This window comes from Actinokineospora diospyrosa (assembly GCF_024171925.1).
GTDB classification, from domain to species: domain Bacteria; phylum Actinomycetota; class Actinomycetes; order Mycobacteriales; family Pseudonocardiaceae; genus Actinokineospora; species Actinokineospora diospyrosa.
Window position 1 is genome coordinate 401601 of sequence record NZ_JAMTCO010000006.1, and the last position, 16416, is coordinate 418016.

A 16416-nucleotide genomic window follows, 5' to 3' on the forward strand; every position below is an offset into this window, starting at 1 on the left:
TTCACCGGCTCGGCCCCGTCCTGCCCGCCCAGGATCCAGGAGCTCTCATGACCGACCAGACCACAGCGCGCGGCGACTCCACCGACCTGCCGCCAGCTCCGATCGAGGTCTTGGTCGTGGAGGACGACGAGGGCGACATCCTGATGATCCGTGAGGCGTTCGAGCTGCACGGGCAGCGCAGCAGGCTGCACGTGGTCAACGACGGGGTGGACGCGGTGGCGTTCCTGCGCCGGGAAGCGCAGTACCACGACGCACCGCGGCCCCAGTTGATCCTCTTGGACCTGAACATGCCGCGCATGGACGGCCGCGAGGTCCTCGCGCAGGTGAAGGACGACCCCGCGTTGACCTCGATCCCGGTGGTCGTGCTGACCACCTCCGCCGCGGACGACGACGTCGTGAGCAGCTATTCGTTGCACGCCAACGCCTACGTGACCAAGCCCGCCGACCTCGACGAGTTCATGTCGGCGATCGGCAAGGTCGACGAGTTCTTCGGCGGCACCGTCCGCCTCCCCGCGCCGTCGGATGGCGACTGACCCGCCTGGTGGTCACGTGTCGAGGCGAACCGAACGCCGCTGTCGGGGGCCGGTGACGGTGGCGTAGCGGGTTTGGACGTTGACGTGATCCGACTTCTCCCTGACCGCACAACGTGCGCAGCACACCGGCGATCCGCACGACCAGCCGTCGCCCGTCAAGACAAGACCCGGTCCTGGTGACTCACCCGTTCGCGAACGGGTGAGTGTCGAATCCGACCACGCTGCAGGTGTGACGAGCGAGCGCTGTGGGTATCACCGTGGCGGGCTTGTGACCAGGGGACGGTCGGGGACGACAACGAGGGGGAGTGGGACGCGGCCGTGCAGCGCGCTTGCGTCGGAGATCGTCGAGCGGAGGATCCGCGAGTCGGCAGTGCCGGGTACTGGGAGCGTTGGCACTGGGTAGTCCACTTTGTAGTGTGTGGCTGTTCGCCCACCGCGATCGATGGTGGGCTGGGAAGGGCCGAGCTGTTGTGAGAGCTGGGACTGTGGTGTTTCCCAGCGGAGTGCGCCAGGACGGCCTGCCCGCGGCCCTGTCGGATCCGGTCCGGGTGGCCGCGGTGCGGGCGACGGGTCTGCTCGACACCGGCCCGGAGGCGGCGTTCGACGACCTCGCGTCACTGGCTGCCGGGTTGACCGGGTGCGACCGGGCGTTCGTGACGCTGGTCGACGAGCGGCGCTCGTTCTGGAAGGCCTGCATCGGGGTCGACCTGCACGAGGTCCCCGACCGGCAGAACCCGGTGCGGGAAAGCTTCTGCTACTTCCTCGTCGGCTTGGGCGACGCGTTCGCGGTGGAAGACGCCCCGAACGATCCGCGGACCCGGGACCACCCGTCGGTGCGGCCGATGAACATCGGCGCCTGGGCCGGGCACCCCATCCTCGACCGCGACGGCCGGGTCCTGGGCAGCCTGTGCGTCATCGACGACCGACCGCACCCGTGGGAACCGGCGGTGCTGGCCTCGTTGGCGACCCTGGCGCGCGCGGTCAGCACCGAGATCAGCATGCGCCAAACCCTCGCCGAGGCCGTCGCCGCCCACGAGTTGAGCGCGGGGCTGGCTCGGAGTCTGCAAGACAGCCTGCTCCCCCCGCTGCTGCCGCAGGTCCCCGGGGTCGAGGCGGCAGCCTCCTACGTACCGGCGGGCGGTGGGATCGCCGTGGTCGGCGACTTCTACGACCTGTTCCGCGGCGAAGACGACCAGTGGCACGCGGTCCTGGGTGACGTGTGCGGCAAGGGTGTCGCCGCCGCGGAGGTCACCGCTTTGGCCCGCTACACCGTGCGCGCCGAAGCGAGCCACCACCCCGAACCCGCCGCTGTGCTGACTCGCCTGAACTCCGCGCTGATGGCCCAGCGCGACGACGGCCGCTTCCTCACCGCCGTGCACCTCGCTTTCCGCGTCACCCGCGACGGCCTCACCGGCCTGCTGTGCCTGGCCGGGCACCCACCGCCACTGCTGCGCCACGCCAACGGCCACGTGGAACCCCTCGGCACCCCAGGCACCCTCCTCGGCATCCTGCCCACCGTCGACCTCGTCGACGTCGCCTTCCACCTGAACCCCGGTGACACACTGCTGCTCTACACCGATGGCGCCACCGAGGCCCGCGCCGACCACGCCAGCGGCCCCATGTTCGGCGACAACGGCCTCATCCACGCTCTCGCCGACTGCCACGACCTCACCGCCGCGGCCACCATCGACCGCCTCAACCACGCCATCGCCCACCACACCCACGACTGGGCCAGCGACGACACCGCCCTGCTCGCACTACGCGTACCGCCTACCGGCGAGGCGCCGTGAAACCCGAGGGGCAGGGTTCCGGGGACGCGGTCGTGACCGGCGGGTGGGTACTCGCGCGGCGATCACCCCCTGCCGCCCGGTGCGGCCGGTGAACCAGATGGTGCCCCCCGGCGCGGGCAACTCCGCGCTGTTCTCGATGAGCCTGCCCGGTGAGCCGACCAGTGTGGCCCACGCTCGACGGAGCCTCCGACAGTGGCTGGCGGGACACGGAGTCGCGGGTGGGGTGCTCGACGACGTGGTCCTGTGCGCTGACGAAGCGGTGACCAACGCCATCGAGCACGGCTACCGCGGCGACACCACCGGCGAGGTGCGGCTTTCGGTCGAACTGCTCGGCACCGCCATCGTGGTCACCGTGCTCGACCACGGCCACTGGCGACCCGCGCAGGACGGTCTTGGCGTCTCCCACGGCTGGGGCCTACCGATGATCAAGTCGCTCGCCGAGACGATGGCGGTCACCCACACCGATGGTCACACCACGCTCACGGCCCGCTTCCGCCGCCCCGGTTGAGTGACCGGTCTCCGGTCACATTCCCGGCTCGACGCCACCGGGACGAGTAGGTTGTCCGCCGAACCGCGGCGGCAGGCCGCCGCGATCACCGTGGAAGGCGATCGAGCATGAGGCGGTTCTCGACCAGGGTGCGGACCGTCGACCACGCCGTGGTCCTGCGGGTCGCCGGGGACATCGATCTCCTCACCGGCAGCCAACTGCGCCAAGCCCTCGACCGAGCCCACAACGCCGCGCACCACAAGCTGATCGTCGACCTCACCGACGTCGACTTCATGGGTTCCGCCGGGGTCGCGGCCCTGGTCGCTATCCACGAGAACGACAACCCCACCCCCATGATCATCGTCGCCGACCACATCGGCTCACCCCACCGAGTACTCGAGATCACCGGCCTGCTCAACGTCCTCACCATGACCACCACCGTCGACAAGGCCCTGCTCCACGGTCGCAACTAGCGTTCACGCGACGACGAAGGCAGCCGCACCCGTGCGCCGGGATGAACGGTCGTCTGGTGCCGCCGTGGGCAAGGCGTTCGCGTGGTCGGCCCGGCCAGCGCGGCGGCTGACCCAGGGATCAAGGATGCTGGCCGCTCTGTTCTCCGAGTCGACGTCCGGTCTGACCCGGGTGGAGGACGCTGCTTACGTTGGCGTTTATCGGAATTGCTGGTGAGATGACGGGTATGACCGAATCGGAACGGGTTGTGGTTGTGGATACGCACACCATGGCGGCCGTGCTGGGGCTGCTGGTCGATCAGATGCCCGGCCTGCCGGTTGGGCTGGCCGATGGTATCCGGGACGATGTGGCGCAGAGGGAGTGGGAGCTCGCGTTCGACTTCCTGACCGACTGGCTCATGGAGGAGGAGGTATCGCTGACGCCGCGGTACTTCCGGCAGGTGGCGGCGGTGGGGGACTACCTGGCCTATGAGCGTGCCTGGATGGCCGTGACCAGGCTGCGCTGCCAGGTTCACTGGGGGACTGAGCCGCCGGAGGAAGAGGCGGATCTTGTGGTCGACTCAACCACTGTGGAGCGCTCGGTACGGCACTTGGTGATTGTCTCCTGTGGACTCGACCGCGAGGTGTTGATCGGGCTGCACATCCGGGTGGAGTCGGGTGATCTGCGCGGCGCGGTCGAGGAACTCTTCGACTGGGTTGAGGCCTATCGGATGCCGGTGTCGGAGTGGTTCTTTCGCAATGCCGGTCGAGTTGTGTCCTACTTCGGGGATGACCGTCTGGCGGAACGGATGTCTGAGCTGCGACCTCAAGTGACTTGATCACGACGAGGCAGACCGAAGTCTTGGAGCGGTGAGAGTTCGCGGATGTCCGTGCGGGCCCACTGCTTCCCCGTGCGCTTCACTGTCCTAAGTATCACGCCGTTCCCGGACCTGCCGATCCGCCGTCACCGCGTCTTCGGCGAGGGTGAGCACCCGGTCGAGGCTGCTGACGGTGATGGCTCGGTGCACCGCGCCTGCCGGTGGGCTGACCACGACCAGTGCGCCGCCGGTCGTCCGGGCCCGTTGGTCGGCTGCGACCAGGGCGGCGAGTCCGGCTGAGGCGAGGAAGGTGACCTCGGTGAGATCGACGACCACCACCGCGGAGCCGGACTCCTGGGCGGTGTCGAGGGCGTCGGCCAAGGTCGAGACGGTGCCCATGTCGATCTCGCCGCTTGCGTGCAGGGTGGTGCGGTCAGGCTCCTGCTCGACGGACACCGTGAACAGGGTGGACATGCCGGTGCCTCCAGTCCGCGCGGTGTGGGCAGCTGGTGCTCAACCGCCCGGATAGGTGACTTAACACTATCGATTCATGTTTCGCGGTGCATGATTGACCGCCGATGGCGCGTGATGTCCGCGAGGTGAGCAGTGACCCGCGTCGTTCGGCGGTGTGCTCCCCGCTGTGGTCGGGGCAGGGTTCGTGATCCCCGCTGGGCGGGTATCCACGACCTGTGGCAGCGATGTTCGAGGGGTTCTCCGAGGCGACGATCGACGTGGGTGCGGCTCGTGTCTTCGCGCGCCACGGCGGGCGGGGCCTCCGGTGTTGTTGTCGCACGGCCATTCCCGCCCCTCCTCGACATGGCACCGGGTAGCGCCGTTGCTGGTCGAGCAGGGATTCGCGTTGGTGTGCCCCGATTTGCGCGGCTATGGCAGGTCCCGCGGGCCCGCGCCGACCGCTTTCCTTCGTGCCTAAGCCGGTTGATCGGCGGACACCAACCGGTGTCCGCCGCGCTCGACCTCGCTAGGGCGGTCTGTGGTCGCATCGGGCTGGCACCGAACTGCAGTAACTCTTGTGGACGACGCCGTGGGGCCGGGTCCGTCCCGGCCCCACGGCGCGCCCCGGGGGTCAGGCGTCGATGGACTTGCGGTTGCCGCCGATGGCGATCTTGCGTGGCTTGGCGCGTTCGGCCACCGGGATGCGCAGCGTCAGCACGCCGTGGTCGTAGGCGGCGCTGATGTGCTCGGTGTCGAGCGTGTCGCCGAGGAACAGTTGCCTGCTGAACACGCCGTGCGGCCGCTCGGAAACCTGGAACTCGACGCCGTCGCTGGCCTCCTGGGGCCTGCGTTCGGCGCGCACGCTCAGCACGTTGCGCTCGACGTCGAGTTCGATCGCGTCGGGGTCGACGCCGGGCAGGTCGAAGCGGACCACGAACTCGTTCCCGGCCCGGTAGGCGTCCATCGGCATGGAGGACGGCCGTGACCAGGTTCCCTGGGCGCCCGCGAACACCTGCTGGGCGATGCGGTCGAGCTCCCGGAACGGGTCGGTGCGCATCAACATCGTTCCACCTCCTGTGTTGTCCGTGCGGTCGTCAACGCGCACCACCTTTCTAACATGTCATCACAACGATGACAACTGTGATGTCGCTCAACTGATGACCTACAAGACTGTCGTCACCCTTCCGGAATCCGGCTAAAGTCATCCCAGTGACGACGAACGGGAGCCACGATGGATGACGACCGCGGCGACGCGCGGTCGTGGCTGCGCGCGGATGCCGCCGACGAGGGCGCGTTCGCCGACCTCGCCTTGGTCCGCACCGTCGCCGAGCACGAGACCGCCGACGCCGCCGACGTGCTGGCCGCGCTCACGTTGCTGCGCCACATCCGCGACGAGCTCGCCGGGTGGGAGCCGCGGTTGATCGAGGCCGCGCGCGCGGCCGGGGTCAGTTGGGCCCGGATCGCCCCCGCGCTCGGCGTGGCCAGCAGGCAGGCCGCCGAGCGCCGCTACTTGCGGGGCCGACCGGACGGCACGACGACGAGCACCGGCGAGCAACGGGTCCGCGCCGAACGCGACCGCCGCGCCGGGGACCGCGCCGTCGTGCGCTGGGCCAGGGACAACGCGGTGCTGCTGCGGCGGCTGGCCGCGGCGGTCAGCGTGGTCGACGGCCTGGACCGCGACGGACAGCGCTCGGTCGACGACGTCACCGATGCACTGGGCGGCGCCGACAGCGCGGACCTGCTCACCCCGCTCGCCGACGCCGGGCGGCACCTGCGCGAGTCGCACCCCGAGTTGGCCGACCGGATCGACAGGGTCGCCGACCACGTCCACCGCGCCCGCCACGAGGCGGGGTCCTGACCGACCTGCGCCACCGCCACCCGCGGGTTTGACCGGCGGCGGCCTGGGAATCCCCGCGGCGATCGACGCCCACCACCCACGGGGGAGCCCAGATGGCCGACCAGAGCACCCGCAGTGATCCGCGCACGCAGTACCCGGGTCCGGTGTCCGCGGGCGAGGACATCGACCACCCCGGCCCCACCAACCAGATGGACAGCGAACCCGACCACGGTGAGCGCACCTACCGCGGTTCGGGCCGGTTGACCGACGCCGTGGCGGTGATCACCGGCGGGGACTCCGGCATCGGCCGCGCCGTGGCGATCGCGTTCGCCCGCGAGGGCGCCGACGTCCTGATCACCTGCCTGCCCGACGAGGAAGAGGACGCGCGGGCCACGGTCGAGCTGGTCACCGAAGCGGGCAGGCGCGCGGAGGTGGTCGTCTGCGACCTGAGCGTGGAGGCCGAGAACGCGCGGGTGGTCGAGCGGGCGGTGGCGGCGTTCGGGCGCATCGACGTGCTGATCATCAACGCGGCCTATCAGATGTCGCGCGACGGCGGGCTACCGGAGATCGACACCGAGCAGTTCGACCGGGTGCTGAAGACCAACGTCTATGCGCTGTTCTGGCTCTGCAAGGCGGCGTTGCCGCACCTGGCACCGGGGTCGTCGATCATCACGACCTCGTCGATCCAGGCGTTCCAGCCTTCGCCGCACCTGCTCGACTACGCCACCTCCAAGGCGGCGATCGTCAACTTCACGAAAGGGTTGGCGCTCAACCTGATCGACCGGGGGATCCGGGTCAACTCCGTCGCGCCCGGTCCTGTGTGGACACCGTTGATCCCCGCGACCATGCCACCGGACAAGGTGGCGTCCTTCGGCGCCCAAGCGCCACTCGGGCGCCCGGCCCAGCCCGCCGAACTGGCGCCCACCTACGTCTTCTTGGCGTCGCAGGAATCGAGCTACACCACCGGCGAGGTCATCGCCGTCACCGGCGGGTCTCCCATCACTTGAGACCGCGTCCGCAATGTGGCTCACCTGGCGCCGCTGCCGGAACTCGGCCAGTATCGCGCCCAGCGACCTGCCACACCGAGTCTGGGGAGATACCCATGTCCAGCAGCCAGTCCGACCGCGCGCGGGAGTTGCTGCGCCTGCACCGGGATCCCGCACTGCTCACCGTGGTGAACGTGTGGGACGCCATCACCGCCAAGGTCGTCGCCGACGTCCCGGGGACGAAAGCCCTGGCCACGGCCAGCCACTCGATCGCCGCGAGCCGCGGCTACCCCGACGGCGAGAAGATCCCGGTGGCGGAGATGATCGCCGAGGTCAAGAACATCGTCGACGCGACCGACCTGCCGGTGACCGCCGACCTCGAGGGCGGCTACGGCGACGCCGCCGACACCGTGCGCCGCGCGATCGCCGTGGGCGTGGTCGGGGCGAACCTGGAGGACCAGGTCAAGCCGCTCGCCGAGGCCGTCGCGCAGGTGGCGGCCGTCGTCGCGGCGGCGGCTGCGGAGGGCGTGCCGGACTTCGTGCTCAACGCCCGCACCGACGTGTTCCTCAAGGCGGGCGACCGTGATCCGGCCGAGGTGCTGGCCGACGCCATCGAGCGCAGCCGCGCCTACCTCGACGCGGGCGCGCCCGTGGTGTTCGTGCCGGGCAAGCTGGACCTCGAGCAGGTGAGCGCCCTGGTGGACGCCGTCGGCCCGCAGCGGCTGACCCTGATCGGCCTGCCCGGAACACCCTCCCTGGCCGAACTGGAGAAGCTGGGCGTGGCCCGGGTGTCCTTCGGACCGCTGTCGCAGCGAGTCGCCCTCACCGCGCTGGCCGAACTCGTCGAAACCGTCCACCAAGGCGGCGGCGTTCCGGAGGGCACCCGTCCGCTGAACTAGTGGCTCGACTCAGAACGTCGACGTTCTGAGTCGCGCCACTAGTCCACACCAGTCCCCGTGCCTGCCCACGAGCGCGGGCCGGATCACGCGGTGGCGTCGTCGGCTTGCCTGAGGACCTGGTTCAACGGGACGTCAGGCAGGCCGCGGTGCGCGACGGCGATGATCGTGTCGACGACCCCGGGCCGGTGGGCGCCGAGGAACCTGCCGCGGTGGCGTGGCGCGACGAGGACGGTGGTGATCACCGGGCCCGCTGGTCCTCGCCGGGTGAGCGGCTCGACGGCTTCGCCGACGCGGTGGCCGAGGCGACGTACGGGTGATCGCCGCTGCGACCGGGGGCACAGCGCAGGACCCGCAGGTGACCCGGTTCCCACCGGACGCCGATCCACTTGCCGCTGTCGCGAAGACCGACCACGTCCCGACCAGCGGCGCCGCCTGCACAGCGTCCCCCCGGACCACGGCCGGTTCGGGATCGGCCGCGAGGCCAGGACCGCTACCGGGCCGCGGTCCCCGAGGCGATGACCTGCTGGGCGAGGCCTTCCGCGGTCGGTGCACCGTGGCCTCGGCCAGTACCGCCGCGTACGGGCCCAGGAACGGCCGCGGCAGCCCCGGGGCCCGGTCGTCGAGTACCCACGCCACCACGGCGGCCATCGCGGACTCGCTCGCCTGGACCGCCACAGCTCGACGCAGCACCGCCCCCACCCACCCCGCCTGGACCGAGGCGAGCGGCCCGCGCGCACGACGAAGGTCTAGTCCTGGTCGAGATGGGTAGCCCGGGGGAGTAGCCGTGCCGAGGAGGAACCTGTGGATCCGATCAAGCCCGCCCGCGCCGTCAAGGAAGCATTGGAGAGAGCGGTGGACAAGATCGCGGATCTCACCGCACCCGCGACACCGGGTGCGCCGAGCAGTACGTCGCCCGCGGTGGACGAACCCACCGAGCCGGGGGAGCCGCTGCCGCGCAAGCCCGACCAAACCGAACCCGAGACCCGCACGGCCACGGGCGCGCAGACCGGTGCCAACAGCCGCGAGCAGCAGGGCGCCTTCCTGACCACCTCGACCGGCACCCGGCTGCGCGACACCGACCACTCGCTCAAGGCCGGGTCGCGCGGCCCCACGTTGCTGCAGGACCACCACCTGCGCGAGAAGATCACGCACTTCGACCACGAGCGCATCCCCGAACGGGTCGTGCACGCGCGCGGCGCCGGTGTGCACGGGGTGTTCGTGGGCTACGGCAACGCCGAGCAGGTGTGCAAGTCCGCGTTCTTGCGCGAGGGCGAGAGCACACCGGTCTTCGTGCGGTTCTCCACCGTCGTCGGCTCCCGCGGTTCGGCCGACACCGTGCGCGACACCCGCGGGTTCGCCACGAAGTTCTACACCTCCGAGGGCAACTTCGACCTGGTGGGCAACAACATCCCGGTGTTCTTCATCCAGGACGGGATCAAGTTCCCCGACGTCATCCACGCCGCCAAACCGCACCCGGACCGGGAGATCCCGCAGGCGCAGAGCGCGCACGACACGTTCTGGGACTTCGTGTCCCTGCACACCGAGGCCACCCACCACGTCCTGTGGAGCATGTCCGACCGGGCCGTCCCGCGGTCCTACCGGACGATGGAGGGCTTCGGCGTGCACACCTTCCGGCTGGTCAACGCCGAGGGCGCGACGTCGCTGGTGAAGTTCCACTGGAAGCCCAGGCTCGGCGTGCACTCGCTGGAGTGGGAGGAGGCGCAACTGCTCAGCGGGGTCGACCCGGACTTCCACCGGCGGGACCTGTTCGACGCGATCGAGGCGGGCGCCTACCCGCAGTGGGAGCTGGGCATCCAGGTCTTCCCGGACACCCCGGAGCAGACCTTCGAGGGCATCGACCTGCTCGACCCGACCAAGATCGTGCCGGAGGAGCTCGCCCCGGTGCGGCCGGTCGGCGTGCTGACCCTCAACCGCAACACCACCAACTACTTCGCCGAGACCGAGCAGATCGCCTTCCACGTCGGACACCTGGTCCCGGGCATCGACGTCACCGACGACCCGCTGCTGCACGCCCGGCTGTTCTCCTACATCGACACCCAGCTCAGCCGCCTGGGCGGGCCGAACTTCAACCAGATCCCGGTCAACCGGCCGCACGCCCCGGTCAACGACATGCTGCGCGACGGGCTCCACCAGCACGCGGTGCACAGCGGTGTCGCGCCCTACAAGCCCAACAGCCTCGACGGCGGTTGCCCCTTCCAGGCGGGCGCCGACACGGGCGCGTACGCGGAGATCGCCGCGCCGGTCGCGGCGGCGGTGAAGGAGCGCAAGTCGCCTGCGTCGTTCTCCGACCACTTCAGCCAGCCGCGCTTGTTCTACCGCAGCCTCGAACCCCTCGAGCGCCAGCACATCATCCGGGCGTTCACCTTCGAACTCGGCAAGTGCTACGAACAGGCCATCAAGGAACGGCAGCTGAGGGTACTGGCCAATGTGGACACCGAGCTGTGCGCGGCGGTCGCCGCCGGTCTCGGGCTGCCCGCCCCGGAACCGACCGCGGTGCTACCGGAGGTGACCCCCAGCCCCGCGCTGTCGCAGCTGGGGAAGCGGTGGCCGACCGACGGCCGGGTGATCGGCATCGTCGTCGACGCGACGGACCCGTCCGGCCTCGACGGGGTACCCGCGCTCCAGCGAGCGATCACCGACGCGGGCATGACCCCGCTGGTCATCGCCGCGCGCGGCGGGGAGTTGCCACTGGAGTTGACCGCGCAGCGGACCTTCCTCACCGCCCGTTCCGTCGAGTTCGACGCGCTGCTCGTGGCAGCGGCCCCACCCCCGGCCCCGGACGCGGTCCCGCACCGCGCCGCCGTCGACCCCCGCATCGTGCTCATGCTCCAAGAGGCCTACCGGCACGCCAAGGTCATCGGCGGGTGGGGGACGGCGAGCGCGGCGTTGACCGAGGCGGGCATCGGACTCGACGACGTCGGTGTGGTGGTGGGCGAGGACCCGGCGGAGGTGTTCCCCCAGGTGCTGGACCTGCTGGCCGGTCACCGCGTGTGGGACCGGTTCCCGGCGTCGGCCACCTGATCCGACCGGCCCGGCGCCCGATCGTGTCCGACCTCATCCGGCCGGGAAGCGTGAAGCCGCTGGTAGCGGGGTATGCCCGCATCGTTGGGGGAACATCGAGGGAGGCCCGTTGTCGGCTGCTGTGCGCACCACCACTGGTTTGGGGTGGCTCGATCTCGGGCACCCGAGGCGGATCCCGGCCCCGCGGTCGGCCACGTCCGTCATCACCGAGGTGCGGGCGCGGCTCGGCAGCGGTGCCCTCGACCTGCCGTTGGCGGGCGTGGACACGCTGGAGCGCTGGAGCAGCCTGGTCGACCTGGGGCGGACCGACCTCGCTGTGGCGCGGTTGGCCGAGGGGCACGTCGACGCTGTAGCCATCCTGGCTGAGGCGGGGCGGGCGCCGGTCGCTGGTTCGCTCTACGGCGTGTGGGCATCGCGATCCGGTGGCGTGGGCGCGCGGGTGGTCCGCGGGCGGGTGCAGGGGACCATGCGGTTCTGCTCGGGCGCGACCGGCCTGGACCGGGCGCTGGTGGTCGCGGACGATGGCGGTGGCGCGTGCTTGGTCGAGGTCGACTTGACGCACCCAGGGGTCACACCAGACCCGGGGACGTGGCAGGCCATCGGGATGGACGCCTCCGACAGCGCGGACGTGTCCTTCGACCGGGTCGAGCCCGTCGCGGTGATCGGACCGCCCGGTTGGTACACCGCTCGCGGCGGGTTCGCGGTCGGCGGGGGCGGGGTCGCCGCGGTGTGGCTGGGCGGCGCGGTCGGGGTGCTCGACGACGTCGCCGCCGTGTTGGGTGGTCGCGAGGCCGATGAGCACCAGCTGGCCCACCTCGGAGCGCTGCACGCGGCCGTAGCGGGCGCGGGGGCGCACCTGGAACACGTGGCTCGCCTGGTGGATCACGGTGTGGCGAGCGCCCACCACCTGGCCACGTCGCGGGCCGTGGTGGAACGCGCTGCCTGGGAGGTGGTGGACCGGGTGCCGCGCATCGTGGGGCCGACGCCGTTGAGCCGGGACCGCCAGTTCGCCCAACGGCTGGCCGACCTGCAGGTCTACGTCCGGCAGCACCACGCCGAGCGTGATCTCGCCGCGCTCGGGCGCACCGTGCTGGACGCGCGGTGACCGGGCGGGCGACCACCGACGAGAGCGAATGGGCGTCCTGGCTGAGTGGTCTGCGCGAGTTCCCGGACGAGTCGTACGGCCGCGCGGTGGTCGTGGCCGCGCACCCGGACGATGAGACTCTCGGTGCCAGTGGGCTGATCCAGGCGCTGCACGAGCGCGGCACCGACATCCGGCTGGTCGTCGCCACCGACGGCGAGGCCGCGTTCCCGGGGAGTTCGCCCGCCGAACGCGCCGAGCTTGGCCGCACCCGGCGCCGTGAACTGATGTCGGCGCTACATGTGCAGGGCCTTGACGACGTCGAGGTCCAGTGGCTCGGCCTGCCGGACTCGGAGTTGACCGGACACCGCGGCGAGCTGGCCTCGGCACTCGGTTCGGCGATGGTGGGAGCCGACTTGTGCGTGGTGCCATGGCCGGGGGATCCGCACCCGGACCACCAATGCGCGGGCGAGGTCGGCCTGCGGGTGGCGCCGGTGACCGCGCACCGCTGGTCGTACCCGATCTGGATGTGGCACTGGTTGCGCCCCAACGACTCCGCCGTGCCGCGTTCCCGTGCGTTCGGTGTGTCGATGGATTCCTCGCGGCGCCGACGGAAAGCCGCCGCCATCGCGCGTTTCACATCCCAGGTGGACACCTCGGAACCGATCTTGGACGCGGCGACGCTGAGCCACTTCGACCGCGCGGTGGAGGTCCTGTTCCGCGAGCCGCCACGCGAGAGCGCTCCGGTCGACCGGTTCGCCGACCTCTACGCCGCGCGGACCGATCCGTGGTCGGTGGTCGACAGTTGGTACGAGCGCCGCAAACGGGCCGTCACCCTCGCTTGCCTGCCGGACGAGCGGTACGGGGTGGCGGTGGAACCGGCGTGCGGGATCGGCCAACTCACCGTGGAACTCGCTGCTCGGTGCGACCGGTTGACCGCGTTCGACCCGGTAGACGCGGCGGTCGAGCGGGCCAGAGGTCGCACCGAGGACCTGCCCCACGTTCAGGTCGTACCCGGCGCGTTGCCAGACGACTTCCCCGGTGAACCAGCGGATCTGGTCGTGTTCAGCGAGATCCTGTACTACCTCGACGACGCGGACCTTGACTCCACAGTGGACAGGGCAGTCGCCGCACTCCGCCCGGGCGGACACCTGCTCGCCGCGCACTGGTTGCCCTGGGCCCCGGAGGCGCCCAGGGACGGCATGGACGCCCACCGCCGCCTGCTCGAGCACCCAGACCTCGACCCGCTGGTCGAGCACCTGGACCACGAGTTCGCCGTCCACGTCCTGCGCCGCCGATGACGACACCGATCACGGCCATCGCGATCGCCATCCCGGCCCGCGACGAGCGCGACACCATCCGCGCCTGCCTGCGCGCGATCACCGCCTCCGCGCAAGCGTTGCCACCCACCGTCGCCTGGTCGTTGTGCGTAGTGGCCGACCGCTGCACCGACGACACAGCCGCGCTCGCCCGGTCCGAACTGGACGGACACCCCGCCCTCGTCGTGGTCAACGACCGGGACCGACCACTCGGCGAGGTCCGCGACCTGGGTCTGCGGCACGCCCGTGAGCACCTGGGACCCCACACCCCGGCCGCCACCTGGCTCCTGTCGACCGACGCCGACACCACTGTCCCCGACCCCTGGCTCACCGACCACCTGCGGCTGGCCAACTCCGGAACCCACGCCACCGCAGGCATGGCCCACCTCGACGGCCTACCCCGAGCAGCCATCCTGGACTACGCCAGAGTCCTCGACCTAGCCCGAATCCCCGAAGGCCACGGCAACATCTACGGCGCCAACTTGGGCATCCGCGCCGACGCCTACGACACCGTCGGCGGCTTCGGCCCAATCAACACCGGCGAAGACCACCACATCTGGCACCGCCTCGGCCACACCGGCCACCACCGCACCTACGCCGAACACATCACGGTCACCACCAGCGCCCGAACCCAAGGCCGCGCCACCGGCGGCCTAGCCGACCTCCTGGCCACCCTCCCAGCCTGACCAGCGACGACGGAACGGTCTCGCGAGACAACGATGGCACCAAGCGAACAGCGCAGGCGGTGGTCGAGAAGCTGATCGAGCGCGACAACGTCAGGTCAGGTGCTTCCTCAGCGGACCTGGAGCGCGTCATCCTGGCCAAGGGGCAGATCGCTGAAGTCGATGGCATCGCTTTGGCGTTGTGCGGAAACCGGGTTGCCGGGGCGGAGATGATGAGCGGCGTGATTGACGTCGAGAAGTTGATGAACGATATGGGGGAGCGGGGCATCACCGTGATCCTCAAGGTGGACGACGTCCGGGCGGCCGAGCGTGATCGTCCGTGGACGGTGGTGTTGTCCGGACCGGGAGTCGTTGCTGACGCGCTGGTCCGGACCGACGCGGTGTCGTTGACGGCGGCTTTGCGCTTCTGCTTCAAGGGTCTGCGCGCGCGTCCTGGCGACTGGGATTGGCTGCCAGAAGTCTGAGCGGGTGGGCCGTTTAGGCGGCCCACCCGCTCAGTCCTGGTCGCTCGATCGGCGTCCAGTGTGGACTCAGCGCGATCGAGGGCGTGGCAACGGTGGCCGAGGCCGGTTACCGGCCGCGGCGCCTGGCGCCGCTGCGGGTGCCTGCTGAGAAGGCGGCGACGCCTGCGGTCTTCACCGGGGCTTCCGGGGCGGCTGGGGCGGTCGACCGGCTCTGCTTCGGGGTGGACGGTCCCTGGCGGCGCTTGGCGTTGGCCGGTTTGCGGGGGTTGCGGGTCGACTGGGTCGCCGCGGGCTTCGCCGTCGGGGCGACGAAGGTGCGTTCGCCGGGAGCCAGTTCGGCGAGCAGGGGGTGGCCGGGGCGCAGGCGGGTGATGGTCGCGGTGACGCCCGCCTTGCGGGTGAGGTCGCGGACGTCGGCGACCTGGGCGTCGGTCATCAGGGTGATGACGGTGCCCGCGGCGCCGGCGCGCGCGGTGCGGCCCGAGCGGTGCAGGTAGGCCTTGTGCTCGACCGGCGGGTCGGCGTGGATCACGAGGGCGACGTCGTCGACGTGGATGCCCCGGGCGGCGATGTCGGTGGCGACCAGGGTGGTCACCTTGCCGTCGGTGAAGGCGAGCAGGTTCCTGGTGCGCGCCGTCTGGCCGAGGTCGCCGTGCAGTTCCACCGCGGGGACGCCCTCCGCGACCAGTTGGCGGGTCAGCTTCGTGGCGCCGCGCTTGGTCCGGGTGAACACCACCGTCCGACCGGGCGCGGCGACCAGGTCGACCAGGACCGGCAGCCGGGCGGCGGGCTGCACGTGCAGCACGTGGTGGGTCATGGCCGTGACCGGCGCCGACGGCGGGTCGGTGCTGTGCGTGGCCGGGTTGCTCAAGAACCGGCGGACCAGCACGTCGACGCCCGCGTCCAGGGTCGCGGAGAACAGCAGCCGCTGGCTCCCGCGCGGGGTCTTGTCCAGCAGCTTGGTGACGACGGGCAGGAAGCCGAGGTCAGCCATGTGGTCGGCCTCGTCGAGCACGGTGACCTCGACGTCGTCGAGGTGGGCGCGCCCGGTCGAGATGTGGTCGGCGAGCCTGCCGGGGCACGCGATCAGCACGTCGACCCCGGCGCGCAGCGCGGCCACCTGGGGCCCGGGTCGCACACCGCCGTAGATCGTCGTCGTGGTCAGCGCCAGGGCCTCGGCCAGCGGCGCGACGGTGGCGGCGATCTGGTCGGCCAGCTCACGGGTGGGCGCCAGGATCAGCGCCCGCGGCTTGCCGGGGCGCCTCGGTCGGGTGCTCGCCGCGAGCCGGGCGAGCAGGGGCAGCGCGAACGCGTAGGTCTTGCCCGACCCGGTCCGGCCACGCCCGAGCACGTCACGGCCGGACAGCGAGTCCGGCAGCGTGGCGGTCTGGATGGGGAACGGGGTGCTGATACCACGGGCGCTCAGCACGTCGACCAGCGCGGCGGGCACTCCCAGCTGGGCGAACGTGCGCCCCGCCGTGGTGTCATCGGTCGTGGTCGGACTGGTCTTGCTGGGGCGGCGAGCCGCCATAGGGTACTCCGGAACGTTGAGGGACGGTCTGCGCGACGTGGGCC

Annotated in this window: 18 protein-coding genes; 15 read left to right on the forward strand and 3 right to left on the reverse strand. The window is 70.9% G+C overall.

Translation table 11 applies throughout. The annotated features are described in order from the left end of the window. Positions 1-47: 47 nt before the first annotated feature. From LV75_RS13265 to LV75_RS13285, 5 genes are all read left to right on the forward strand, one after another. Positions 48-533 (forward strand): response regulator, encoded by a 486-nt coding sequence (locus LV75_RS13265; RefSeq protein ID WP_253887178.1) that lies wholly within the window; start codon positions 48-50, stop codon positions 531-533. 488 nt (positions 534-1021) lie between these two features. Then, positions 1022-2323, forward strand: a complete 1302-nt coding sequence (locus tag LV75_RS13270) for a PP2C family protein-serine/threonine phosphatase (RefSeq protein WP_253887179.1) — start codon at positions 1022-1024, stop codon at positions 2321-2323. Between the two features lie 43 nt (positions 2324-2366). Continuing rightward, positions 2367-2831 (forward strand): ATP-binding protein, encoded by a 465-nt coding sequence (locus tag LV75_RS13275; RefSeq protein ID WP_253887180.1) that lies wholly within the window; start codon positions 2367-2369, stop codon positions 2829-2831. 107 nt (positions 2832-2938) lie between these two features. After that, positions 2939-3283: an STAS domain-containing protein gene (locus LV75_RS13280; RefSeq protein WP_253887181.1), complete on the forward strand. Its 345-nt coding sequence runs from the start codon at positions 2939-2941 to the stop codon at positions 3281-3283. 224 nt (positions 3284-3507) lie between these two features. Further along, positions 3508-4098: a hypothetical protein gene (locus LV75_RS13285; protein WP_253887182.1), complete on the forward strand. Its 591-nt coding sequence runs from the start codon at positions 3508-3510 to the stop codon at positions 4096-4098. Between the two features lie 87 nt (positions 4099-4185). On the opposite strand, the gene LV75_RS13290 is transcribed toward LV75_RS13285, so the two are convergent. Then, positions 4186-4551 (reverse strand): STAS domain-containing protein, encoded by a 366-nt coding sequence (locus tag LV75_RS13290; protein ID WP_253887183.1) that lies wholly within the window; start codon positions 4549-4551, stop codon positions 4186-4188. A gap of 304 nt (positions 4552-4855) precedes the next feature. On the opposite strand from LV75_RS13290, the gene LV75_RS13295 reads away from it, so the two are divergent. Further along, positions 4856-5008, forward strand: coding sequence for an alpha/beta fold hydrolase (locus tag LV75_RS13295; RefSeq protein WP_253887184.1), 153 nt, complete (start codon positions 4856-4858; stop codon positions 5006-5008). Between the two features lie 153 nt (positions 5009-5161). Here the strand turns inward: LV75_RS13295 and LV75_RS13300 are convergent, their stop codons facing one another. Next, positions 5162-5593, reverse strand: coding sequence for an Hsp20/alpha crystallin family protein (locus tag LV75_RS13300; RefSeq protein ID WP_253887185.1), 432 nt, complete (start codon positions 5591-5593; stop codon positions 5162-5164). Between the two features lie 168 nt (positions 5594-5761). Here LV75_RS13300 and LV75_RS13305 point away from each other — a divergent pair, with 168 nt between their 5' ends. The 9 genes from LV75_RS13305 to LV75_RS13345 all read left to right on the forward strand — a co-directional run bounded on the left by LV75_RS13305 (position 5762) and on the right by LV75_RS13345 (position 14841). Next, the gene (locus tag LV75_RS13305; RefSeq protein ID WP_253887186.1) at positions 5762-6388 is read left to right on the forward strand and encodes an HSP18 transcriptional regulator; all 627 of its coding nucleotides are present in this window, start codon (positions 5762-5764) and stop codon (positions 6386-6388) included. A 92-nt stretch (positions 6389-6480) separates the two neighbouring features. Beyond that, on the forward strand, positions 6481-7374 hold the full coding sequence (locus LV75_RS13310) for an SDR family oxidoreductase (protein ID WP_253887187.1): 894 nt from the start codon (positions 6481-6483) through the stop codon (positions 7372-7374). Positions 7375-7469: 95 nt separating this feature from the next. Beyond that, the gene (locus LV75_RS13315; protein ID WP_253887188.1) at positions 7470-8252 is read left to right on the forward strand and encodes an isocitrate lyase/PEP mutase family protein; all 783 of its coding nucleotides are present in this window, start codon (positions 7470-7472) and stop codon (positions 8250-8252) included. Between the two features lie 104 nt (positions 8253-8356). Beyond that, complete coding sequence (locus tag LV75_RS13320; protein ID WP_253887189.1) at positions 8357-8569, forward strand: hypothetical protein; 213 nt, start codon at positions 8357-8359, stop codon at positions 8567-8569. A 484-nt stretch (positions 8570-9053) separates the two neighbouring features. After that, entirely contained in the window at positions 9054-11294 is a 2241-nt protein-coding gene (locus LV75_RS13325) for a catalase (RefSeq protein ID WP_308210944.1), read from the forward strand. A 109-nt stretch (positions 11295-11403) separates the two neighbouring features. Continuing rightward, positions 11404-12399, forward strand: coding sequence for an acyl-CoA dehydrogenase family protein (locus tag LV75_RS13330; protein ID WP_253887190.1), 996 nt, complete (start codon positions 11404-11406; stop codon positions 12397-12399). Continuing rightward, positions 12396-13676: a PIG-L family deacetylase gene (locus tag LV75_RS13335; protein WP_253887191.1), complete on the forward strand. Its 1281-nt coding sequence runs from the start codon at positions 12396-12398 to the stop codon at positions 13674-13676. Before LV75_RS13330 ends, LV75_RS13335 begins: the two co-directional genes overlap by 4 nt. After that, positions 13673-14380 carry a glycosyltransferase family 2 protein gene (locus LV75_RS13340; RefSeq protein ID WP_253887192.1) on the forward strand — a complete coding sequence of 236 codons (708 nt, stop codon included), beginning with the start codon at positions 13673-13675 and terminating at the stop codon, positions 14378-14380. Before LV75_RS13335 ends, LV75_RS13340 begins: the two co-directional genes overlap by 4 nt. A 59-nt stretch (positions 14381-14439) precedes the next feature. Beyond that, positions 14440-14841, forward strand: coding sequence for a hypothetical protein (locus LV75_RS13345; protein WP_253887193.1), 402 nt, complete (start codon positions 14440-14442; stop codon positions 14839-14841). Between the two features lie 106 nt (positions 14842-14947). On the opposite strand, the gene LV75_RS13350 is transcribed toward LV75_RS13345, so the two are convergent. Continuing rightward, positions 14948-16372, reverse strand: a complete 1425-nt coding sequence (locus LV75_RS13350; RefSeq protein ID WP_253887194.1) for a DEAD/DEAH box helicase — start codon at positions 16370-16372, stop codon at positions 14948-14950. Between the last annotated feature and the right edge of the window lie 44 nt (positions 16373-16416).